The sequence below is a fragment of the Roseovarius marisflavi genome, from assembly GCF_900142625.1.
Classification (GTDB): Bacteria; Pseudomonadota; Alphaproteobacteria; order Rhodobacterales; family Rhodobacteraceae; genus Roseovarius; species Roseovarius marisflavi.
In genome coordinates this window covers 120365-141922 of record NZ_FRBN01000006.1, presented here as the reverse complement: position 1 = coordinate 141922, position 21558 = coordinate 120365, and the positions used below count along the sequence as shown (strand labels likewise).

Below are 21558 nucleotides of genomic sequence, written 5' to 3'. Positions count from 1 at the left end.
TTTGAAAAATTCGACCTGAATGAATTGCGTGCAAAGAAGTCTCTGCTAGATTGGCGGCATGATCCTGCTTGCCCCCTTACGACGGCCAACGCACCAAGGGCCCGATTAAGCACATGATGCGCCGCATCCTCATTTGTCTGATGGCCGTTTTGGCGGTCACTGGCCCGGCACCGGCACAGCCGACAGATCTTGTTTGCCTCAGCTCCACCGACGAACGCCGCACCGGCGCGCAGGCGGCGCTTCTGGCCCTGATGGGTGGCATGGCGCCGGTTTTTGAGGCGTTTCCGACCTACCGTGATCGTCTTACCACCCAGGCCACTGACGTCTGCCTCTCGGCAAGCCTGCACGACGCACGCGGCTATTTCAGCCCCGAAGACAACGTCATCATCCTGCAAAGCGATCTGCCCCGCGCCGTGCAGGTCGCAATTCTGATCCACGAATTGCGCCACCTTGAGCAATATGCAACCGGCAACTGCCCGACCGATCGCCTCGCGATGTCAGAGAATGCACGGGCCACCCTCGCCCTTGAGGCCGACGCCAGTGCCACAAGCCTGTTCATCGCCAATGCCCTCAAAGACGCCGGGCAGCCCGAGACCTGGGCGGCGCTTGCGGCCTGGCCAACCCACAAGGACATCGCGGCGGCCTTTGCAAGCGAACTTGGCGCAAGTGGCGACCCGCGCAAGGCGACGACCGCCGCATTCGCGCAATGGTATGCATCGCCCTGGCGGCGGGAAAACTACTATCGCGCCTCCTGCAGCTCTTATCTGGACCGGCAAGACAGCACAAAGTCGCTGCCGCAGTACAACAAGATTGCCCCCGGATTTTTCAAACGCCTGTGCAGGCTGCCGGATGGATCGCCCTATGACTGCGCCGAAGGCCGCGACGGATATCGCCCCTAGCGCGCTCAGGCCGGGCGCGCTGTTTCCCAGCGGATTTCGGTGATCCCGGCAAGCCGGGCAAAGCGGCGCAACTCCTGATCAAGCCGTTCCAACCGGCCGCTCCCCCACCTCGCACCCGGCTCGGGCCAGAACCCGGTGACCGCCATCCAGTTCGCCGCGCGATCCGCCTTAAGCTCGATCCGGCCGATAAATCCGTCCCCCTCAAGCAGCGGATAGACGTAATAGCCCCAGATCCGCTGGCTTTGCGGCACGAACATCTCGTTGCGATAGTGAAACCCGAACAGCCGCAAAAGCCGGTTGCGATCCCGGATTGCCGGATCAAACGGGTTGAGAATGCGCAGGCGTCGCGCGACGGGTGCGCAGGCGGCCAGACGCGCCTCGATATCGGGCAGGGCCAAGGCCCTTTGCCGCGTGCCATCTGCACCGCTCACCGCCACCTCGACAAGACGCCGCCGCGCCAGCCAATCGCGTACCTCGGGCGCGCTTGCCACGCCCCAGAACCGCTGTACCTCGCCGGGGGTCGCGATCACCAACCGCTCAAGCGCCTGATCGCAAAGCCAGCTCAGCTGATCCTGCGCAGGCGGGCAATCATGCGCGACGTCGGGAAAAACCCGCTCGCCCAGATCATAGAACTTGATGAACTTCTCGCGGTGGCTGGTGGCGAGGTCACCCGCATACCACATCTGATCAAGCACCTTCTTGTGCGGCGGGCGCGCCCACATTTCGCGGCTGGTGGCGCGGCTGTCAAAGGCATGGGTCGACAGCGGCCCTTCGGCCTCGATCCGGCCGCGAATGGCGCGGATTTCATCCCTGGCGAGGCCCGAGCGATACCAATCGCTATTGGCCGCCCTTTGCCCAAGACGGCGAAACTGTTCCTGCCAATGCGGCAGAAATTCCATCGGGATAAGCGAGGCGTCATGAGTGAAATGTTCAAACAACACCCGCTTTTGCCCCAAGAGCGGCCAGAGCATCGTTTCGCGATAGCGCGGCGCACGGCTCCATAAAATGTGGTGATGGGCGCGGGTCACATTGCGGATCGTGTCGATCTGCACAAAGCCAAGCGACCGTATCATCACCGCCACATCCGGCAGCCCCGTCATCGGCGCCGCGCCAAGCCCGTTGACCGAAAGCCAAAGCCGACGCGCCTCGCGATTCGAAATCTCAAGCGCGCTCATACCCGCACAAATCCGCAAACTGGCCGCCTTGGCATTGCCCTTTGTCCTTTTGCTATCTAAATCGCTGTGAAATCAATATACTGAATAGCAACAGAACAGTAGATTTCACCACCCGCAATTGCTAGCCTCTGCTGCATTGCAGAAACAAACCGGACAAGATCATGAGTGCAACCGCCCGAAAAGCCGCCCCCATGCCCGACGATATCCGGGCGATGAAAGGCGGCACCCCGATTGTCAGCCTGACCGCCTATACCACGCCGATGGCCCAGATGATGGACGCGCATTGCGATTTCGTGCTTGTCGGCGACAGCGTCGGCATGGTGCTGCACGGGATGCCCTCGACGCTTGGCGTGACGATGGAGATGATGATCCTGCACGGCAAGGCGGTGGCGCGCGGCCTGAAACAATCGATGATGGTCGTGGATATGCCCTTCGGCTCTTACGAGGAATCGCCTGCACAGGCGTTTCGCAACGCTGCCGACCTGATGGCCGAGACCGGCGCCGGCGCGGTCAAGCTTGAGGGCGGTCGCCACATGGCCGAAACAATCGCCTTTTTGGTGGCGCGCGGCGTGCCGGTGATGGCGCATATTGGCCTGACTCCGCAGTCGATCAACACCCTTGGCGGCTACAAGGTTCAGGGGCGCGGTGCCGCCGCCGCCGCGCTTATGGCCGATGCCCGCGCGGTGAGTGACGCGGGCGCCTTTTCCGTGGTGCTTGAAAAAGTCCCCGCAGCCCTCGCCGATCAGATCACCGCAGAGATTGCCATTCCGACCATTGGCATCGGAGCCTCTGTGAACTGTGATGGACAAATTCTGGTGGTCGATGACATGCTCGGCCTGTTCACGGCGTTCAAGCCGAAATTCGTGAAACGCTACGCGGCTCTGGGCAGCGATGGCGAAGCGGCGATTGCGAGTTTTGCCGAAGAGGTGCGCGCGCGCGCCTTTCCCGGCCCCGAACATAGCTTTGCAGATAAGGCCCCGACCTGATGCCAGCCCCCATTCTGCGCCAGCTTGACGTGCTGCGCGACACCACCCTGCCCTGGCGCCTTGCCGGTGAGACAATCGGCGTCGTGCCCACGATGGGCGCACTGCATGACGGGCACCTGTCGCTGGTCGAGGCGGCCAAGGCGGCCTGTGACCGGGTGATCGTGACGATTTTCGTCAACCCGATGCAGTTCAACAACCCCGAAGACCTTGAAAACTATCCGCGCACCGAACATGACGACGCGCGCAAGCTTGAACGCTTCAACATCGACGCGCTTTACGTGCCCGACGGGCCGCAAATGTACCCCGACGGCTTTTCCAGCAAGGTCACGGTGACGGGCCTGACCGATGTGCTATGCGGCGCGCATCGACCGGGGCATTTTGACGGGGTCGCCACGGTGGTGGCCAAGCTGTTCCTACAAACCTCGGCCAGCGATGCCTTCTTTGGCGAGAAAGACTTTCAGCAGCTTCAGATCGTGCGCCGCATGGCACGCGATCTTGATATTCCGACCATCGTGCATGGCTGCCCGACCATCCGCGAGATTGACGGGCTTGCAATGTCATCGCGCAACCTGTTGCTGTCGGATCGCGCCCGCGTTACCGCCCCGCGCCTGCACGAAGAAATGGAAACCATGACCGCCGCAATCCTCGACGGCGCGCCGTTCGCCCCCCTGCAGGAGGCCGCTGTCAAACGATTGGAACTGGCTGGATTTACCAAGGTTGAATACCTTGAAATGCGCGCCAATGACGACCTCAGCCTCCTGGACACCCCAACCCGCCCCGCGCGCCTTTTGGCGGCCGCCTGGCTTGCCGGGGTGCGCCTGATCGACAACATCGCGGTCGAGGCCTGAGCCCCCGTTTCATCTTTCCATAAATACTCCCGCCGGAGGCGCCCGTGGCCGACGGGGGATGCCTCCGGCGGGGATATTTTCAGCAAGAAGAACCAGGCGGCGCGCCCAAAAGATCGACCAGCGCGAGAGCCATGACCTGCGCGGATTGCTCCATGTCGTGAATGCCGACATATTCATCGGGCTTATGGGCCAGATCGAGAATGCCCGGACCGTAAGCAATACAGTTTTCCAGCCGTCCGATCCGGTCGATATGTTTCTGGTCATAGGTTCCGGGGCTGACAACATACTCGGCGGCGCGCCCGAATACCTGTTGCACGGCCTGTGCCACCGCCCCCACAACCGGCGCGCTGCGGTCGGTCATCGTGGGCAAGACGCGGTGCAATTCGCGGATGTCATAATCAAAGCCGGGTCGCCCGCTGCGCACGGTTTCCAGAAGGTCACGGATTTCGGTTTCGACCTCGCCGATATCCTCTTCGATGAGAAAGCGGCGATCAATCACCATGCGACAGCGATCCGGCACGCAGGGGCTTGGCAGGCCGGTGTAATCCTTGGCCTGTTCCGGCTCGCCGCCATGGATCGAGTTGATATTGAGCGTCGAGGCGCGTGCGCCATCGGGCACCACCGGCATCTCGGTGCACCGCGCGGCGAGGGTGGGGAAAAGGCTCGTTTCCATTTCGGCCATGACGGCCCCCATATGGCGCACCGCGCAATCGCCCAGAAACGGCATCGAGCCATGCGCGATCTCGCCCTTGGTTTCAATCTCGGCCCACCAGACCCCGCGATGCCCCAGACAGATTCGATCCTTGTTCAGAGGCTCGGGGATGATCACGTGATCGACGCGCTCGGGGCTGAAAAACCCGCGCTCGGCCAGATAGGCGACACCGCCAAACCCGCCGGATTCCTCATCCGCCGTGCCCGAGATTTCAATCGCGCCGACAAAATCCGGGCAGACCGCGATGAACGCCTCGGCGGCGATGATCGAGGCCGCCATGCCGCCCTTCATGTCACAGGCCCCGCGGCCATAGACCCGGTCCTCCTTGACCACCCCGGCAAAGGGATCGACGCTCCAGCCGTGACCGACCTCGACCACGTCGATATGGCTGTTGAAATGCACGCAAGGGTGCGCGGCGCGGCCCTCGCGGCGGGCCACAATGTTCCAGCGGGGGTATTTGTCGCTATCGCCCGGCGCACCATGGGCGCGGATCATCTGGGTCTCGAAGCCTGCGCCGGACAGGCGCCGCTCAAGGTATTCGCAAATCTCAAGGTAATTATCGCCCGGCGGGTTGAGCGTCGGGATCGCGATCAGGTCCTGCGTGAGGCGCACCAGATCATCACGCCGCGCCGCGACCTCCTCTATCAGGCGCGCGTTCAGGCTCATGAGCCCACCCAACGGGGCGCGCGGGTCAGCAAAGCCTCGGCCTCCTCCACCATGCTTTGAATGATCTGTGCCACCGGCGGGCGGTCATGGATAAGGCCCGTCGCCTCGCCGACAAAGGTATTGGCGCGCGCCGGATCGCCCGCGTCCCAGCCCTCGGCCCAGTCTTGTTGCGCGGCGGGATTGGCGCGCAGGCCGTCGGGGTCATCATGCCAACGCTCTGTCACCGCATTCTTCAAAACCCGCGCGCTATAGCGCTTGGGCCATGTCAGCCCGCGCGCCGCATCCATCACCGTTGAGCGGATCGTCGTGTCGCCCGTCGCCGCAATCGCCGCGTCGGTCATGGCCGCCGATACATTTGCCTCGGCCGAGGCCCAGAGCCGCGAGCCGACCAGAACCCCGTCGGCCCCAAGCATCAGAGCCGCCGCAAGGCCGCGCCCATCGGCAATCCCGCCAGCCGCCAGCAACAAAACATCCGGCGCGGTGCGCGCCAGCCAATCGGCCACTTCGGGCACCAAGGTAAAGGTGGCGCGCCGCTCGCCGTGCCCGCCGGCCTCGGCCCCCTGCGCCACAATAGCTGTTGCGCCACACTCGGCAGCGGCTTGGGCATCGCGCAGGGTTTGCACCTGGCAGATCAGCGGCACACCGGCCTCGGCGATCCTTGGGGCGAAAGGCGCGGGGTCGCCAAACGACAGCACAAGCGCCGCAGGTTTGCGATCGAGCACAAGGCCAAGAACGCCCGGATTTTCCGCCATTTTCCAGGTGATAAAGCCACAGCCCACCGCCGCATTCCCCGCCGCGCCAAATTCCTGCGCAAGCCAGTCGGCATTGCCATAGCCGCCACCAATCAGGCCAAGCCCGCCCGCGTGGCTAACGGCGGCGGCCAGCCTGCCGCCGGCGGCAAAGGCCATCGGCGCGGACAGGATCGGGTGGGTGAGGTCAAAAGCCTCGGTCAGACGTGTTTTCATTGCCCGACTATGCGCGCTCATCGCGCCTTAGGGCAAGAGGCCAGCGGCGAAATCAGGAAGTGCGGCGAAATTCGAAAACGCCGTTTGATGCGGGATTTCGGTGACCGGGGTCTTGCGATAGCCTTGGGTATAAAGCGCGAAGGGCAGGCCCGCGCGCACCGAGGTTTCGGCGTCGATCTCGCTATCGCCCACGTACAGCACGCGGGTCGCGCCGAGGCCCGCGACCGCCGCCTGCAAGGGGGCGGGATCGGGTTTGCGCGCCGGGCAACTGTCGCCGCCGATCACAACGGGGAAATGCCCATCAAGGCCAAGATGCGCCAGCACCGCACGCGCGGGTGCGACCGGCTTGTTGGTGCAGATGCCAAGCGCAAAACCCATGCCCGCAAGCCGCTCAAGCGCGTCGGCCACACCGGGATAAACCTCTGTGAGGCCTACGGCAGTCTTATAACCGGCCTCGAATTCGCCGACCAATTGACGGTGCAGATCACCCGTCGCCTCGGCCCCGCGTGTGCGCAGGCAGCAGGCGATGAAATGCGGCACGCCATGGCCGATAAAGGCCCGCGTCTCTTCGGGGGCGAAACCCGCAAAGCCATGCGCCGCCATAAGCCGGTTGGCAGCGGCGTGAATGTCGGGCGCGCTGTCGATCAGGGTGCCGTCAAGATCAAAGATGACGGCGCGGGTCATGCCATGGTCGCTGTGGCGGCCTCGGCGGCGGCGCGGATGCTGCGGATGTTCTCGCCATAAGGCGCGGGATTGGCGACGCTGCCACCCTTGAAAACCGCAGAGCCGGCCACCAGAACATCGGCCCCCGCAGCCGCCATGAGCGGCGCGGTTTCCGGGGTAATGCCGCCGTCAATCTCGATATGAATGGGCCGGTCGCCGATCATCGCGCGCAGGCGGCGGACCTTGTCGATCTGGCTGTGAATGAATTTCTGCCCGCCAAAACCGGGGTTCACCGTCATCACGCAGATCAGATCAACCATATCCAGAAGGTAATCGAGATCCTCGATCCCGGTACCGGGATTAAGCGCCAGACCCGCCTTGCAACCCGCGCCGCGAATGGCCTGAAGCGTGCGGTGGGTATGCGGGCCAGCCTCAAGATGCGCGGTCAGGATATCGGCGCCCGCCCCGGCGAAAGCGTCAATATAGGCATCCACCGGCGAGATCATCAGATGCACGTCCATCACCGTCTTGATATGCGGGCGGATCGCGGCGCAGAGCGGCGGGCCAAAGGTAAGGTTGGGCACGAAATGCCCGTCCATCACATCGACATGCACCCAATCGGCGCCCTCGGCCTCGATTGCCTGAATTTCCTGGCCGAAATTGGCAAAATCCGCCGATAGGATCGACGGGGCGATTTTGATGGAACGATCAAAGCTCATGGGCGGGCCTCTTTGCGCAGGTTGGGATGCTTTGCACATGCGCCCGACGCGGCCAGAGGTCAAGACCCCCGCCGGCAATTGATCCTTGCCGGGTTTCATGCCACCGTCGCCCCGAACGCAGGAAATAACAGGACAACGCCCCATGCAGGCACAGATGATGCACCGCCCGCTCAGGATTATTGACATCCTGACCCATGCCGCCGCAGCTTTTGGCGATCAGGGGATCATCTCGGTGCGCACGAGTGGCGATATTCACCGCGCCACCTATCCGCAAACCCTTGCGCGGGTGGCGCAGCTTGCCCATGCGCTTGACGCGCTCGGGGTGAATTTCGGCGACCGGATCGCGACGCTGGCCTGGAACGGCTATCGCCATTTCGAGCTTTATTATGGGATCTCATCCATCGGGGCGGTGTGTCACACAATCAATCCGCGCCTCTCGCAGGAACAGCTTGTCTATATCGTCAACCATGCCGAAGATCGCATCCTGTTCATCGACACCACCTTTGTGCCGCTGATCGAGGCGGTGCGCGATCAGCTTCCTCAAGACCTGCGCTTTGTCATCCTGAGCGACCGCGCGCATATGCCCGAGACCACGCTTGAGGCGCTTTGTTACGAAGAGCTGCTTGACGGACAGCCGCAAACCTATGACTGGCCCGAATTCCCCGAAGAGACCGCCTCGGCGCTGTGTTATACATCGGGCACGACCGGCGACCCCAAGGGCGCGCTTTATTCGCATCGCTCGACATTGCTGCATGCGATGATGGTGCCGCTCTCGCAAACCAGCAGCTTTCGCGCCGGGGCGCGGGTCATGCCGGTGGTGCCGCTGTTTCACGTCAACGCCTGGGGCCTGCCCTATACCGCGCCGCTTATGGGCATGACCATGGTGATGCCCGGCGGGGCGCTTGACGGCGCAAGCCTGTTTCGCCTGATGGACAGCGAGGCGGTCTATTCCGCCTGGGGCGTGCCCACGGTCTGGGCCGGGCTTTTGGCCGAGATCAAGGCGCAGAGGCGCGCGCCGCAAGGCTTTGGCGATCTCGTTGTCGGCGGGTCTGCCGCGCCGCGTGTGATGATCGAGGAGTATGAGGCGCGCGGCGTCACTGTCTGTCAGGCCTGGGGCATGACCGAGATGAGCCCGATTGGCACCCACGGCGTTTTGCCCCCCGCCCTGCAAGCGGCGCCAGAGGCCGACAGGATCACCGCCAAGGCCAGTGCCGGGCGCAAAATTTTCGGGGTCGAATTCAAGATCGTCGATGACGACGGCGTGCCCCAGCCGCATGACGGCAAGGCCAGCGGCGAGCTATACGTGCGCGGCAATACCGTGATCAGCGGCTATTTCAACAACGATATCGCGAGCCGCGCCGCGATGGATGCTGAGGGCTGGTTCGGCACCGGCGATGTGGCCTCGGTTGCGCCCGACGGGATGCTGGTGATCCGGGATCGCGCCAAGGATCTGGTGAAATCGGGCGGCGAATGGATAAGCTCGATCGACCTTGAAAACGCCGCCATCGCGCATCCCGCCATTGCCGCCTGTGCGGTGATTGCCGTGCCCCATCCCAAATGGGATGAACGCCCGGTTCTGATCGCCGTGCCGACAGGCGAGGAGCGCCCGACGCTGGCCGATCTGCACGCCCATATGGCGGCACATTTCGCCCGCTGGCAATTGCCCGATGACCTGCTCTGGGTCGAGGACCTGCCGCTGACCGCCACCGGAAAGGTGTCGAAACTTACCCTTCGGGAGCGGTTTGGCAACTATGTTTTACCCGACCTGCGAGAGGCCAGCACATGAGCGCCGAGCTTGACACCACCGCCGTTGCCGCATGGCTTGGCGCGCATCTTCCGGGCTTTGCCGGGCTGGTGAGTGCGACGAAATTCAGCGGCGGGCAATCGAACCCGACCTACCTGTTGAAGACCCCTGCGCGCAATTATGTACTGCGGCGCAAACCGCCCGGCGTCCTGCTCAAGTCCGCCCATGCAGTCGAGCGCGAATTCCGCGTGCAGCGCGCCCTTGAAGGCAGCGACGTGCCGGTCGCCAAAATGCATATCCTGTGTGAGGACGAAACCGTGATCGGCTCGCCCTTCTACATCATGGACGAGGTGCAGGGCCGCAATTTCGACAGCCCGAGCCTGCCCGACATGAGCGCGCCAGAGCGCGGCGCGCTGATCGACGAGATGAACCGGGTTCTGGCAGCGATCCACGATGTCGATATCACCGCCGTCGGCCTGTCGGATTATGGGCCGTCGGGCAATTATTACCGCCGTCAGGTTGACCGCTGGTCCAAGCAATATAGCGCGACCCAGACCGACGATCTGCCGGATATGAGCGCGCTTATCGACTGGCTTGATGGCAATATCCCGGCAGATGACGGACAGCGGACGTTGGTGCATGGCGATTACCGCCTTGATAACCTTTTGTTCGCCAAGGACAGCGCGCGCTGTCTTGCGGTGCTCGATTGGGAGCTGTCGACCATCGGCCACCCCTACGCCGATCTGGCCGCTGTGATCATGCAATGGTCGATGCCCGCCACCCGCGAAGGGCGCGGCTTGGCCGGGGTGGATCGCGCCGCGCTTGGCCTCTGGAGCGATCAGCAGTTCATCGACCGCTATTGCGCGCGGCGCGGATTGGACGGCATCGACAATTTCGGGTTTTATCTGGCGTTTTGCTATTTCCGCATGGCGGCCATTCTGCAAGGTGTGAAAAAACGCGCCCTTGATGGCAATGCCTCCGACCCTGAACGCGGGTTGCAACTTGGCCAATATGTGCCCGCATTCGCCCGTCAGGGGCTTGAGGCGGCGAAAGGAGTTTGATGACCCAAGACGTTGACCCCGCCCTGATCGAGGCGCCCTCGGCCCTGCAAACCCACCTTGGGTTCTCAATGACCGGATGGTCGCGCGATTATGCGCGGATTGAGCTGCCGCTGCACCCCTACCTGATGAATCGTCAGGGCCTGCCGCACGGCGGCATCCATGCCACGCTGCTTGATACCGCGATGGGGTTTGCGGGCTGTTATACCGGCGATCCCGAGCGGTCGCAGATGGCGCTTACGCTGTCGATGACAGTGAATTATCTGGCCCAGGCGAAAGGCGCGGTTCTGATTGCGGAAGGCTGGCGCACCGGGGGCGGCAAGACCAGCTATTTCGCCAAGGGTGAAATTCGCGATGACAGCGGCGCGCTTATCGCCACCGCCACCGGCGTATTTCGCTATCGGCGCAGCAGCTAGGGGCGCAGGTCGCGTCAGGCATCAGGGTCTATTCAACATAGCGGAGTGTGTCGCGGGTCGCCGATAGCGCTGCTTGCCGCGCGCCGTGAAGTTTTGACACAAGACAGCCGCGACCTGCCTCTTCCACAAGATCAAGCGCCTCCAGCGCAGCCTCGATATTGGCGGTATTTTGCGCCAGTTTCGGGCGGTTCGAGATGTTGTTCACCGCCCCGGCGGGTGGTTCCTGCACGGCAAAACCACAGAAATCCGCGACCGCCTTGACCGCGCCGGGGGCCTCGATATTGACGGCGATAAAATCGCCGCTACCCTGGAAATGCTCAAGCACCCAGGCGAAATATTCGGCACGGCGATAGGCCTCGTTGATGAAATTCTGCACGCTGAACACCTTTTGGTGGTGCGTCGCGATGCTATTGAGGTATTTGCGCAGAGGTCGGAAATTCAGGATAAAACGCGCGTTGGGATAGGTCCGGTCATAGGCCGCGACGGGGCGCACCTGCCCGAAATCCGAGAACGCATCATAACGCCCGGTTTGCCAATCGCGGGAGTCGTGAAAGCTATTGAGCCCATTGGCCACAAACAGCTTGTGCATCGTGGTTGTGCCGTTGCGCGGGTGTCCGATCACGAAATACTTGACGGCCTGCCGGTCGCCCTTGGGCGTCACCATGAAATGAAGCCGCATCCGCGTGCGGATCACGCCAAAGGCGATGTCGTTGATATCGGTGGTCCGTTTTGCCATGTCGTTGTCCTTTCATCCCTCCCGGCGCGGCGCGCGGGATCAGATGATCTCATCCTCGTCAAACAGCGGGGCGGCGTCCTGATGGGCGCTGATGTCTTCGGCGGCCGCCTCGCCGCGCGTGGTTTCGGCGACATGGAACAAGGCGTCGCCCTCATAGACCACCGGCATGTTGGTGCGCCCGATCACGATGCCGGCCACCTCGGCCAGAACCTCGGATTCGACATCGCCAAAGGCATTGGCGATCGCGCCAAGCACCGTGCCCGGCTGTACCGCGTCGCCAACCGCAAGATAGCCCCGGAAAAGCCCGCCACGCGGCGCACGATACCAGCTTGAGCGGCTTGCACGCACCGGCACACCGCGGGTGCGCGGCACGCCCTTGCCGCCGATCATCTGCAACTGATGCATGACGCGCAGAATACCGTTCAGGCCCGAACGCGCGGCAAATTCGTCAAACCGAAGCCCCTCGCCGCCCTCGTAAAGCAGCACATCGACGCCAGCCTCCTCGGCGGCCATGCGCAAAGATCCCTCGCGCAGCCGCGACTCCATCATCACCGGCGCGCCAAAGGCCTGCCCAAGATCGGCAAGCCGCGGATTGCCCGGCGTCAGGCGGATCTGCGGCAGGTTGGTGCGGTGGATCGCCGCCGAATGCAGGTCGATCCCGATATCGGCACGCTGCACCACTTCGGTCATGAAGATATGCGCCAGCTGTGACGCCATCGACCCCGCCGACACCCCCGGAAAACAGCGGTTGAGATCGCGCCGGTCCGGCAAATAGCGTGAGTGGTTGAGAAACCCGAAGGTATTGACGATCGGCACCGCCAAAAGCGTGCCCGCCACCGATTTGAGAGGCGTGGCGCGCAGCAGGCGACGCATGATCTCCACCCCGATCACCTCGTCGCCGTGAATGGCCGCCGACACGAACAGAACCGGCCCCGGCCGCTTGCCGTGAATGACATGCACCGACAGGTTTACCGGCGTGTGGTTGGACAGGGTGCTGACCGGGATATCGACTGTACGACGGGTGCCGGGGGCGATCACCTCGCCGTTGATCTCGAAGGGGGGGCGCCGGTCCATGCTATCCTCGTTTGTCCTGCTTGCACCAAGCGATAGGCAAAAACCGCGCGACTGTCCATGCCAGCCCCCGCTTGATCCCGCCCCCCCCTATGGCTAAGGCAATGGGGCAACAGAAGGACGCTCCGCAAATGCCAGGGATAACGCCATGACAACTGCCCTGCACGAGGATCGCCTGCGCGCGATCATCGCCGCCGTGGTGCAAAGCGGCGCGCGCAGCCTGCTTGATCTGGGCTGTGGCGATGGCGACCTGATCCTGCGGCTGGCGCCTCTGGATCAGATCACCCGGATCACCGGGCTTGATATCCACAGGCCATCGCTGACCGCGCTTCAGGCGGAGATGCGCACGCTGCCCAACGCCACCCGCGCCAAAATAAGCCTTGCGCAGGCCTCGATGACCAAGGCGCATCCAAATCTGCGCGGTTATGACTGTGCCTGCCTCGTGGAAACCATCGAGCATCTGCCGCTAGGCGACCTGCCCCGGCTTGAAAATGCGCTGTTTGGCGATATGCGGCCGCAAACCGCGCTGATCACCACGCCGAATGCCGATTTCAACCCGGTTCTTGGCGTGCCCGCGCACCGGTTTCGCCATCCGGGCCATCATTTCGAATGGGGGCGCGCGACGTTTTCCCAATGGGCGCAGGGGATCGCGGCACGGCGCGGCTATACCGTCAGCCTGAGCGATATCGGCGGCGCGCATCCTCATCTTGGCGGCGCAAGCCAGATGGCAGAGTTCCGGCGCGACAGCTAGACCGCCGCGCCAGAGGATCGGGGCTTAGCCCGGAAGCTTGGTTTTGCGCAGATAGGGAAGAACGGCATCGAATTCGCCGAACTTGGCCTTGGCATCCTCGTTATTGACCGAGGGCGGGATGATCACATCCTGACCGACGGTCCAGTCGGCGGGCGTGGCCACACCGTTCCTGGTGGTGGTCTGAAGCGCATCAAGCGCGCGCAGCACCTCGGCAAAGTTGCGCCCCACGCTCATCGGATAGGTCATCGACAGCTTGAGCTGCTTGTCGGGGCCGATGATGAAAACGCTGCGCACGGTGGCGCTGTCGTTGGGGGTGCGACCGTCGGGCATATAGGCCTCGGCGGGCAGCATATCAAAGGCCTTGGCAACCGCCAGCCCCTCGTCGGCGATGATCGGAAAGGTCGGCTTGGCGCCGCCATAGCTCTCGATATCGGCTTTCCATTTCTTGTGATCTTCGACGCCGTCGATCGACACGCCGATCACCTTGGTGCCGCGCTTTTCCCATTCATCGGCCAGCCGCGCCACGGCGCCGAATTCGGTGGTGCAGACGGGAGTAAAATCCTTGGGGTGCGAGAACAGGATTGCCCAGCTGTCGCCAATCCATTCATGCAGTGAAAACGTGCCAAGATCTGTCTCGACGCTCAGATCGGGGATGGTGTCATTGATACGAAGGCCCATAGGGTGCATCCTTTCCAGTGTTTCAGTCGTCCGCCAGCCCGGAAATTTGATCAAATTCCAGAGCCGTTGAGAATCCAACCTTGCAGGTCGGCATTACCCCTGACACAGTGCCGCCAAATTTATGGAGGTCAACCATGATCGAGAAACGTCAGTTCTATATTAACGGTGCCTGGGTCAACCCCAATGTGTCCAATGATCACGCCGTAATCAACCCCTCGAACGAGGAACCCTGCGCGGTGATCTCGCTTGGTGGACAGGGCGATACCGATGCGGCCGTCGCCGCCGCCAAGGCCGCCTTTCCGGCATGGATGGCAACCCCGCCCGCCGAACGGATCGCCTATTGTGAAAAGATTCTAGAGGCTTACAAGGCCCGCGCCGAAGATATGGCGCAGGCAATCAGCCTTGAGATGGGCGCCCCCATCGACATGGCCCGCGAACAACAGGTCGGCGCCGGAAGCTGGCATATCTCGTCTTTCCTCAAGGTCGCGCGCGATTTCCAGTTTGACGAACCGCTTGGCGATCATGCGCCCAACGACCGCATCATCCACGAGGCCGTCGGCGTCGTCGGCATGATCACGCCGTGGAACTGGCCGATGAATCAGGTCACGCTCAAGGTGATTGCCGGGCTGATCGCGGGCTGCACCATGATCCTCAAGCCCTCGGAAGAATCGCCGCTGAACGCCGTTATCTTTGCCGAGATCGTCGATGCGGCGGGTCTTCCCAAGGGGGTTTTCAACCTTGTGAACGGCGATGGCGCGGGTGTCGGAAGCCAGCTTACCGCGCACCCCGATGTCGACATGATCAGCTTTACCGGCTCGTCGCGCGCGGGCAAACTCATCTCGAAATCCGCCGCCAACACCCTCAAGCGCGTCAGCCTTGAACTTGGCGGCAAGGGCGCCAACCTGATCTTTGCCGATGCCGATGAAAAGGCCGTGAAACGCGGTGTTCTGCGCTGCATGAACAACACCGGTCAATCGTGCAACGCCCCCACCCGGATGCTTGTGCAACGCGGGATCTATGACGCCGCCGTTGAAACCGCCGCCGCCGCCGCCAACAGCATCGCCGTCGGCCCGGCAAGCGTCGAGGGCCGTCATATCGGCCCGGTGGTCAACGAGGTGCAGTTCAACAAGATCCAGGGCCTGATCCAGAAAGGCATCGACGAGGGCGCGCGCCTTGTCGCCGGGGGCACCGGACGCCCCGACGGGCTTAACCGCGGGTTCTTCGTAAAGCCCACGGTCTTTGCCGATGTGAACAACGACATGACCATCGCGCGTGAAGAAATCTTCGGGCCGGTTCTGGCGATCATCCCGTTTGACAGCGAGGAAGACGGCATCGCGATTGCCAATGACACGCCCTATGGCCTGACCAATTATGTCCAGACGGGCGATCCGGCCCGCGCCAACCGCTGCGCGCGCGCGCTGCGCTCTGGCATGGTGGAAATGAACGGCCAGTCACGCGGCGCCGGATCGCCGTTTGGTGGCATGAAACAATCGGGCCACGGACGCGAAGGCGGCAAATGGGGCATCGAGGATTTCCTCGAGGTCAAATCTGTCTCGGGCTGGACGCCGGGCGCCTGAGGCCATGCAGATCCGCGCGTTTGTCCTGCATCTTTTGCGTGCCACGGCACGTCGGGACAACTCGCGCGATCTGCTGGACAACTGCGCGCTTCCGGGCGAAATCTGGGAGGCGGTCGACGGCACGACACTGTCGTCGACCGAGCTTTCCGCAACCATCGGCGCGGGGCTTTTCGCCCCTGCCTATCCGTTTGCTCTCAAGAGCGGCGAAATCGGCTGTTTTCTCAGCCATCGCCAGATCTGGGCCGAGATCGTGCGCCGCGACCTGCCCGCGGCCATGATCATCGAGGATGACGCCGCCATCACCCCCGAGGTCTATCGCGCCGCCCTTGGCCTTGCGCGCGCGCATATCGAGACCCTCGGATATATCCAGTTTCAGACGCGCGCCCGGCAAGGCCCTTCGACGCTGATCGACATGGCAGGCACCTGCGCACTTAGCGTGCCCGAACGTGGCGGGCTGCGCACCACTGCGCAAATGGTAGGCAATGCGGCGGCGCGCCAGCTTTTGGCGCTGAGCGATCGGTTTGACCGGCCTGTCGATACCTTCGTGCAAAGCCATTGGCATACCGGGCTTCGCCCTGCCACGATCCTGCCCTCGGGGGTCAGCGATATCGCGGATCAGCTTGACGGCTCGACCATTCAGGGCGGCGCAGCCAGGCCGCCGCTGGCCAAGCTGGGTCGCGAATGGGCGCGCTGTCGCTATCGCCGGGGCGTGGCCAAGGCCTCGCGTCACAGCAGGGCGCCCGCCGAGGGCGGTTTTGCACCGGGGGATGCCGAATGATCATCAGCCGGTTGTTTGGCGGGGCTGGCAATCAGCTTTTCCAATATGCGGCCGGTCGCGCGCTTGCAGATCATCTGGGCTGTGATCTGGCGCTTGACAGCCGCTATGTCGACAGCGGCAAAACCCGGAACGATTGTTTCGAGCATTTTAGCGCGGCGCGCTTTGCCCGAGACGTTGCCTTGCCACCGGCCAAGTCGGACGGGGCGTTGCGCTATGGTCTGTGGCGGGCGTTCGGGCGAAACCCGCGCTTTCACCGCGAAGCGGGCCTTGGGCTTGAACCGGGGTTTTTCAACCTTGCCCCCGGCACCTATCTGCATGGCTATTGGCAGTCAGAGCGCTATTTCGCCCCGATTGCCACGCAGTTGCGCGATGATCTGGTGATGACCAGCCCGCTGACGGGCGCCAATGCCGACATGGCCGCCCGGATCAAGGCGGCAAAACTGCCGGTATCGGTGCATGTGCGGCGCGGCGATTACCTTGCCACCGGACGCTATGCCGCCTGCACCTCGGCCTATTATCGCCAGGCGATCGAGCGGCTGGAACGCGATCTTGGGCACCCCCCCGCGTGCTTTATCTTTTCGAACGACCCCGCTTGGGCGCGCGCCAATCTTGACCTTGGGCAGGATCAGACCGTCGTGGATATCAATGACGAAGAGGGGGGGCATTTCGATCTTGCCCTGATGTCGCGCTGTGCCCATCACGTGATTGCCAATTCAACGTTTTCCTGGTGGGGGGCCTGGCTAAACCCTTCCGCCGAGAAGCGCGTGATCGCGCCGCAAAACTGGTTCGGGACAGGCAAGCTTTCGAACCCCGATCTGATCCCGGATAGCTGGACCCGCCTCTGAGGGCGGCTCATTCGCCCCTTGCGTGGCGGTCTCGCAGGGCATCTTTCGCACCCGCAAATCCCGCCGGTTTCAAACAACAGCTTTCGCGGCTTTCGCGCGGCGCCCGCCCGAGGTAGCTTGCAGGCATGGAATCGGTCCTCGGATATCATGACGCAAAGGCGCTTCTGGCCTGGCAAATCGAACTCGGCGCGACCGAGGCGATTGGCGATGCGCCGGTCAACCGCTATGAACTGCCGGATAAATCCGCCAAGCCCGCCGCCGAAACAACGCCCGCACGCGCCGCGCCCTCGGTCACGCCAAGCCCAGAACCGACGGTAGATCCTGTCGCGGTCGCCAAATCCGCCGCCGCCAACGCGGGCTCGCTTGAGAGCCTGCGCGATGCGCTTGCCGCCTTTCCGCATTGCGATCTGCAACGCGGGGCGCGCAACCTGGTGTTCAGCGACGGCACGCCGGGTGCGCGCGTCATGATCATCGGCGAGGCGCCGGGGCGTGACGAGGATCGCGAAGGCCGCCCCTTCGTGGGCCGCGCCGGTCAGCTTTTGGACCGGATGTTCGCCGCCATCGGCCTTGGCCGCACCCCGGATCGCCCCGAGGACGGGATTTACATCACCAATGTCCTGCCCTGGCGGCCGCCGCAAAACCGTGACCCCACAGCGGATGAGATCGCGATGATGCGCCCCTTTGTGGCGCGCCATGTAGAGCTTGCCAATCCCGATTTCGTGGTGCTGATGGGCAACATAAGCTGTGATGCGGGCCTTGAAAAACGCAGCATCACCCGGCTGCGTGGCGCTTGGACGACCGCCTATGGCAAACCGGCGCTGCCGATGGTGCATCCGGCCTATCTCTTGCGCACCCCCTCGGCCAAGCGCGAGGCCTGGGCAGATCTTTTGTCGCTTCAGGCGCGGCTTCGGGGCGGGGCATGAAGATCCTCGCCTTTTCCGACCTGCATCTCGCGCGCGCCCGCGCCGCCGATCTTGTCACGGCCAGCGCAGAGGCTGATCTTGTGATCGGCGCCGGTGATTTTTGTAACAGGCGCCAGGGGCTCGCCGAGGCGATAGACCTTTTGCGCGCGATCACGGCGCCGATGGTTGTGGTGCCCGGCAATGCCGAAAGCGCACCAGAGCTGCGCGCCGCCGCCCTTCCCAACATGACGGTCCTGCACGGCAACAGCACGCAGATCGGCAATACACGCCTCTTCGGGCTCGGCTATGGCGTTCCGGAAACGCCCTTTGGCGCCTGGTCCTGTGACCTTTCCGAAGAGCGCGCGCACGATATGCTTGCCGCCTGCGCAGCCGCCGATATCCTGATCCTGCATTCGCCCCCCAAGGGCGTGGCCGATGTCACCTCGGTCGGGCAATCGGTCGGCTCGACCGCGATCCGCGACGCGATCGAACGGCTTCAGCCGACCTATGCCTTTTGCGGCCATATCCATGACAGCTGGGGCAAAGGCGGCCTGATCGGCGCCACCCGCGTCGTCAACCTTGGCCCGACCATCAACTGGTTCGAGATCACCCCATGATCATCGACCCGCTTGTTCTTCTGGCCTTCATCCCGGCGGGGCTTGCCCTCAACCTGGCACCGGGGGCGGATATGATGTTTTGCCTCGGGCTAGGCCTGCGCTCGGGATCGCGGGCGGCGATGGCGGCAAGTGCTGGCATCTCGGCAGGTGGCTTCGTGCACGTCACGCTGGCAGGGCTTGGGCTTGGTGCCATGGTGGCCGCGATGCCGGGGCTGTTTGACGTGATCCGCTGGATCGGCGTGGCCTATCTTTTGTGGCTGGCGGTCGGCGCCTTGCGCACGCGCGCGCTGCGCCCCGATGCCCCCGCGCTTGGCGCCGCGCGTGCCTTTCGGGCGGGCATGCTGGTCAACCTCACCAACCCCAAGGTGATCCTTTTCGTGCTGGCCTTTGTGCCGCAATTCGTTGATCCCGCGCGCGGCGCGATCCTGCCACAATTCCTGATCTTCGGGCTTGTGCTTGCGATTGGCGGGTTCTTTATCAACGGCGCGGTGGGCGTCTTTGCCGGCTCGCTTGGCCGCCGCATGGCCACCTCTGCGCGCTTTTCGCGCGGGCTTGGCGCGATATCGGCGGCTATCTTTACCGCCCTTGCCGCCCGCCTTGCCCTTCTTGAACGGAGTTAACACCCTATGTCTCGAATTGACGACACCAAAGACTTCATCCCCGTGCGCATTGCCGTTCTTACCGTGAGCGACACCCGCGATATCACCGAGGATAAATCCGGCGCACTCCTTGTCGAGCGGATCGAGGCCGCCGGTCACATCCTTGCTGACCGCATGGTCGTGCGCGATGAACGCGATCAGATCGCCGCTCATCTGCGTGACTGGATCGCGCAGGATGACGTTGACGTGGTGATCTCGACCGGCGGCACCGGCCTGACCGGGCGCGATGTCACCGTCGAGGCGCATCGCGATGTCTATGAAAAGGAAATCGACGCCTTCGGCACGGTCTTTACCATGGTCAGCATGGCCAAGATCGGCACCAGCGCCGTGCAAAGCCGCGCCACCGGGGGCGTTGCGGGCGGCACCTACCTCTTTGCCCTGCCCGGAAGCCCCGGTGCCTGTCGCGATGCCTGGGATGAAATCCTCAAGCTTCAGCTTGATTACCGCCACCGCCCCTGCAACTTCGTCGAGATCATGCCGCGTCTAGACGAGCACCAGCGACGGAAATAGCGCCGGGCCGCGTATAACGCGCAATACCCTTGGCATTTTTCCTGTCCGGGTTACATTCGCAAGGGGTCCACACGCGCTTCGGGCCATATCAAAGGGTTGCGTTTCATGCGGTTTTTGCGCCAGTGCCTGACGGGGCTGTTCCTTTTATCGCTCACCTTGGGGCTCTTGGCCTATGCCGGGCAAACCGTGGTCAGCGCGGTGTCAGAGCGCATGGCAAAAGAACCCCGCCAGCCGGATCGCCGCGAGCGCGTCTTTGCGGTGCGCACAACCCTTGCGCAAGAGGCCGACATAACCCCCGTCCTGACCGCCTTTGGTCAGGTCCAGAGCCGCCGCACGCTTGAGCTGCGCACCCAGGCCAGCGGAGTCATCACCGAGCTGTCGCCCGATTTCGTCGAGGGCGGACAGGTGCGCGCCGGGCAGTTTCTGGCGCGCATCGACCCGGCCGATGCGCAAACCGCACGTGATCGCGCCCGCGCCGACCGGATGGACGCCGAGGCCGAAACCCGCGAAGCCGCTCGTGCCCTTGATCTGGCCCGCGACGAGCTTGAGGCGGCGCGCGATCAATACGCACTGCAAGAGCGTGCCCTGACCCGCCAGCGTGACCTGCAATCGCGCGGCGTCGGCACCACCGCTATCGTCGAGACCGCCGAGCTTGCCGCCGCACAGGCCCGCCAAGCGGTGCTTGGCAGCCGCCAGGCGCTTGCCCTGGCCGAGGCCCGGATTGACCGCGCTGCGACCGATCTGGCGCGCGCCGAACTGCTGCTCTCCGAGGCCGAGCGCCGCCTTGACGAGACCCGCATCACCGCCGATTTCAGCGGCACGCTCAGCGATGTGAGCGTCGTGGCAGGGCGGCTTGTCTCGGCCAATGAACAACTTGCGCAGCTGGTCGATGCCAGCTCGCTTGAGGTGGCGTTTCGCGTTTCGACCCCGCAATATGCCCGGCTTCTGGACGATCAGGGCGCCCTGATCGGCGCCCCGGTACGGGTAAGCCTTGATGTCTTCGGTCTCGAACTCTCCGCGACGGGGGAAATCTCTCGCGATAGCGCCGCCGTCGGCGAAGGGCGCACCGGGCGGCTTATCTTTGCGACGCTTGATATGGCCCCGGCGATGAAGCCCGGCGATTTCGTCACCGTGCAGATCGACGAGCCGCCGCTTGAACGCGTGATCGCCCTGCCCGCCTCGGCGCTTGGGCCGGATGGCGCGGTGCTGGTGCTGGCAGAGGACGACCGGCTTGAGGCGCTGCCCGTGACGCTCCTGCGTCGTCAGGGCAACGAAATCCTGGTGCGCGCGCCGGGGCTTGCCGGGCGCGCGGTGGTTGATCAGCGCACCCCGGTGCTTGGCCCCGGCATCAAGGTGCGCACGCTCTCCCCCGAGGCGGTCCCGCAAGGGGGCGACGAGGCCGCCGCCAAACCCGCCGATCTGGTTGAATTGACCCCGGACCGGCGCGCGCGACTGGTGTCCTTCGTGCAGTCAAACAATGACATGCCCGCCGCCGTGAAAGAGCGTCTCCTGGGTCAGCTCGACAAGCCCCGCGTGCCCACCGCCATGGTCGAACGCCTCGAACGCCGGATCGGAGGCTAAGC

At 63.6% G+C, this 21558-nt stretch carries 23 protein-coding genes; 15 read left to right on the top strand and 8 right to left on the bottom strand.

What is annotated here, in order from left to right; genetic code table 11:
* Nucleotides 1-113 precede the first annotated feature (113 nt).
* Nucleotides 114-899 (top strand): DUF6782 family putative metallopeptidase, encoded by a 786-nt coding sequence (locus BUB78_RS07985; protein ID WP_139279283.1) that lies wholly within the window; start codon nucleotides 114-116, stop codon nucleotides 897-899.
* A 5-nt stretch (nucleotides 900-904) separates the two neighbouring features.
* On the opposite strand, the gene BUB78_RS07980 is transcribed toward BUB78_RS07985, so the two are convergent.
* Entirely contained in the window at nucleotides 905-2074 is a 1170-nt protein-coding gene (locus BUB78_RS07980; RefSeq protein WP_073196860.1) for a winged helix-turn-helix domain-containing protein, read from the bottom strand.
* A gap of 161 nt (nucleotides 2075-2235) precedes the next feature.
* On the opposite strand from BUB78_RS07980, the gene panB reads away from it, so the two are divergent.
* Together panB and panC are read left to right on the top strand one after the other, a co-directional pair.
* A complete protein-coding gene (gene panB, locus BUB78_RS07975; RefSeq protein ID WP_073196858.1) occupies nucleotides 2236-3060 on the top strand; it encodes a 3-methyl-2-oxobutanoate hydroxymethyltransferase in 825 nt (274 codons plus the stop codon).
* The gene (gene panC / locus BUB78_RS07970; RefSeq protein ID WP_073196856.1) at nucleotides 3060-3908 is read left to right on the top strand and encodes a pantoate--beta-alanine ligase; all 849 of its coding nucleotides are present in this window, start codon (nucleotides 3060-3062) and stop codon (nucleotides 3906-3908) included. The genes panB and panC overlap by 1 nt, the downstream gene beginning before the upstream one ends.
* Before the next feature lie 79 nt (nucleotides 3909-3987).
* Here the strand turns inward: panC and BUB78_RS07965 are convergent, their stop codons facing one another.
* The 4 genes from BUB78_RS07965 to rpe are packed head-to-tail and all read right to left on the bottom strand — an operon-like array spanning nucleotide 3988 to nucleotide 7633.
* On the bottom strand, nucleotides 3988-5286 hold the full coding sequence (locus BUB78_RS07965; protein WP_073196854.1) for an acetylornithine deacetylase/succinyl-diaminopimelate desuccinylase family protein: 1299 nt from the start codon (nucleotides 5284-5286) through the stop codon (nucleotides 3988-3990).
* The gene (locus tag BUB78_RS07960; RefSeq protein ID WP_073196852.1) at nucleotides 5283-6251 is read right to left on the bottom strand and encodes an NAD(P)H-dependent flavin oxidoreductase; all 969 of its coding nucleotides are present in this window, start codon (nucleotides 6249-6251) and stop codon (nucleotides 5283-5285) included. Before BUB78_RS07960 ends, BUB78_RS07965 begins: the two co-directional genes overlap by 4 nt.
* A 27-nt stretch (nucleotides 6252-6278) precedes the next feature.
* Nucleotides 6279-6935 (bottom strand): phosphoglycolate phosphatase, encoded by a 657-nt coding sequence (gene gph, locus BUB78_RS07955; RefSeq protein ID WP_073196850.1) that lies wholly within the window; start codon nucleotides 6933-6935, stop codon nucleotides 6279-6281.
* Complete coding sequence (rpe, locus tag BUB78_RS07950) at nucleotides 6932-7633, bottom strand: ribulose-phosphate 3-epimerase (protein ID WP_073196942.1); 702 nt, start codon at nucleotides 7631-7633, stop codon at nucleotides 6932-6934. The genes gph and rpe overlap by 4 nt, the downstream gene beginning before the upstream one ends.
* A 142-nt stretch (nucleotides 7634-7775) precedes the next feature.
* Between rpe and BUB78_RS07945 the strand changes: the two genes are divergently transcribed.
* From BUB78_RS07945 to BUB78_RS07935, 3 genes are read left to right on the top strand one after another with little or no spacing between them, the layout of a single operon-like run.
* The gene (locus tag BUB78_RS07945) at nucleotides 7776-9419 is read left to right on the top strand and encodes a long-chain fatty acid--CoA ligase (protein WP_073196848.1); all 1644 of its coding nucleotides are present in this window, start codon (nucleotides 7776-7778) and stop codon (nucleotides 9417-9419) included.
* Nucleotides 9416-10438 carry a phosphotransferase family protein gene (locus BUB78_RS07940; RefSeq protein ID WP_073196846.1) on the top strand — a complete coding sequence of 341 codons (1023 nt, stop codon included), beginning with the start codon at nucleotides 9416-9418 and terminating at the stop codon, nucleotides 10436-10438. Before BUB78_RS07945 ends, BUB78_RS07940 begins: the two co-directional genes overlap by 4 nt.
* Nucleotides 10438-10851, top strand: coding sequence for a PaaI family thioesterase (locus tag BUB78_RS07935; protein WP_073196844.1), 414 nt, complete (start codon nucleotides 10438-10440; stop codon nucleotides 10849-10851). The genes BUB78_RS07940 and BUB78_RS07935 overlap by 1 nt, the downstream gene beginning before the upstream one ends.
* Before the next feature lie 28 nt (nucleotides 10852-10879).
* Here BUB78_RS07935 and BUB78_RS07930 read toward each other — a convergent pair whose 3' ends face one another.
* Entirely contained in the window at nucleotides 10880-11587 is a 708-nt protein-coding gene (locus tag BUB78_RS07930; protein ID WP_073196842.1) for a sulfotransferase family protein, read from the bottom strand.
* Nucleotides 11588-11626: 39 nt separating this feature from the next.
* Nucleotides 11627-12661 carry a succinylglutamate desuccinylase/aspartoacylase family protein gene (locus tag BUB78_RS07925; protein ID WP_073196840.1) on the bottom strand — a complete coding sequence of 345 codons (1035 nt, stop codon included), beginning with the start codon at nucleotides 12659-12661 and terminating at the stop codon, nucleotides 11627-11629.
* Nucleotides 12662-12806: 145 nt separating this feature from the next.
* On the opposite strand from BUB78_RS07925, the gene BUB78_RS07920 reads away from it, so the two are divergent.
* A complete protein-coding gene (locus BUB78_RS07920; protein WP_073196838.1) occupies nucleotides 12807-13409 on the top strand; it encodes a methyltransferase in 603 nt (200 codons plus the stop codon).
* Nucleotides 13410-13433: 24 nt separating this feature from the next.
* Here the strand turns inward: BUB78_RS07920 and BUB78_RS07915 are convergent, their stop codons facing one another.
* Nucleotides 13434-14087, bottom strand: a complete 654-nt coding sequence (locus BUB78_RS07915) for a peroxiredoxin (protein WP_073196836.1) — start codon at nucleotides 14085-14087, stop codon at nucleotides 13434-13436.
* A gap of 134 nt (nucleotides 14088-14221) precedes the next feature.
* Here BUB78_RS07915 and BUB78_RS07910 point away from each other — a divergent pair, with 134 nt between their 5' ends.
* The 8 genes from BUB78_RS07910 to BUB78_RS07875 all read left to right on the top strand — a co-directional run bounded on the left by BUB78_RS07910 (nucleotide 14222) and on the right by BUB78_RS07875 (nucleotide 21556).
* On the top strand, nucleotides 14222-15664 hold the full coding sequence (locus BUB78_RS07910) for an aldehyde dehydrogenase family protein (RefSeq protein WP_073196834.1): 1443 nt from the start codon (nucleotides 14222-14224) through the stop codon (nucleotides 15662-15664).
* Nucleotides 15665-15668: 4 nt separating this feature from the next.
* Entirely contained in the window at nucleotides 15669-16442 is a 774-nt protein-coding gene (locus BUB78_RS07905; RefSeq protein ID WP_073196832.1) for a glycosyltransferase family 25 protein, read from the top strand.
* A complete protein-coding gene (locus BUB78_RS07900) occupies nucleotides 16439-17287 on the top strand; it encodes an alpha-1,2-fucosyltransferase (RefSeq protein WP_073196830.1) in 849 nt (282 codons plus the stop codon). Before BUB78_RS07905 ends, BUB78_RS07900 begins: the two co-directional genes overlap by 4 nt.
* A gap of 125 nt (nucleotides 17288-17412) precedes the next feature.
* A complete protein-coding gene (locus BUB78_RS07895) occupies nucleotides 17413-18210 on the top strand; it encodes a uracil-DNA glycosylase (RefSeq protein WP_073196829.1) in 798 nt (265 codons plus the stop codon).
* Nucleotides 18207-18806: a metallophosphoesterase family protein gene (locus tag BUB78_RS07890; protein WP_073196827.1), complete on the top strand. Its 600-nt coding sequence runs from the start codon at nucleotides 18207-18209 to the stop codon at nucleotides 18804-18806. Before BUB78_RS07895 ends, BUB78_RS07890 begins: the two co-directional genes overlap by 4 nt.
* Nucleotides 18803-19426 carry a LysE family translocator gene (locus BUB78_RS07885; RefSeq protein WP_073196825.1) on the top strand — a complete coding sequence of 208 codons (624 nt, stop codon included), beginning with the start codon at nucleotides 18803-18805 and terminating at the stop codon, nucleotides 19424-19426. Before BUB78_RS07890 ends, BUB78_RS07885 begins: the two co-directional genes overlap by 4 nt.
* A gap of 6 nt (nucleotides 19427-19432) precedes the next feature.
* The gene (gene moaB / locus BUB78_RS07880; protein ID WP_073196823.1) at nucleotides 19433-19975 is read left to right on the top strand and encodes a molybdenum cofactor biosynthesis protein B; all 543 of its coding nucleotides are present in this window, start codon (nucleotides 19433-19435) and stop codon (nucleotides 19973-19975) included.
* Between the two features lie 105 nt (nucleotides 19976-20080).
* Complete coding sequence (locus BUB78_RS07875; RefSeq protein WP_073196820.1) at nucleotides 20081-21556, top strand: efflux RND transporter periplasmic adaptor subunit; 1476 nt, start codon at nucleotides 20081-20083, stop codon at nucleotides 21554-21556.
* The last annotated feature ends 2 nt before the right edge of the window (nucleotides 21557-21558 follow it).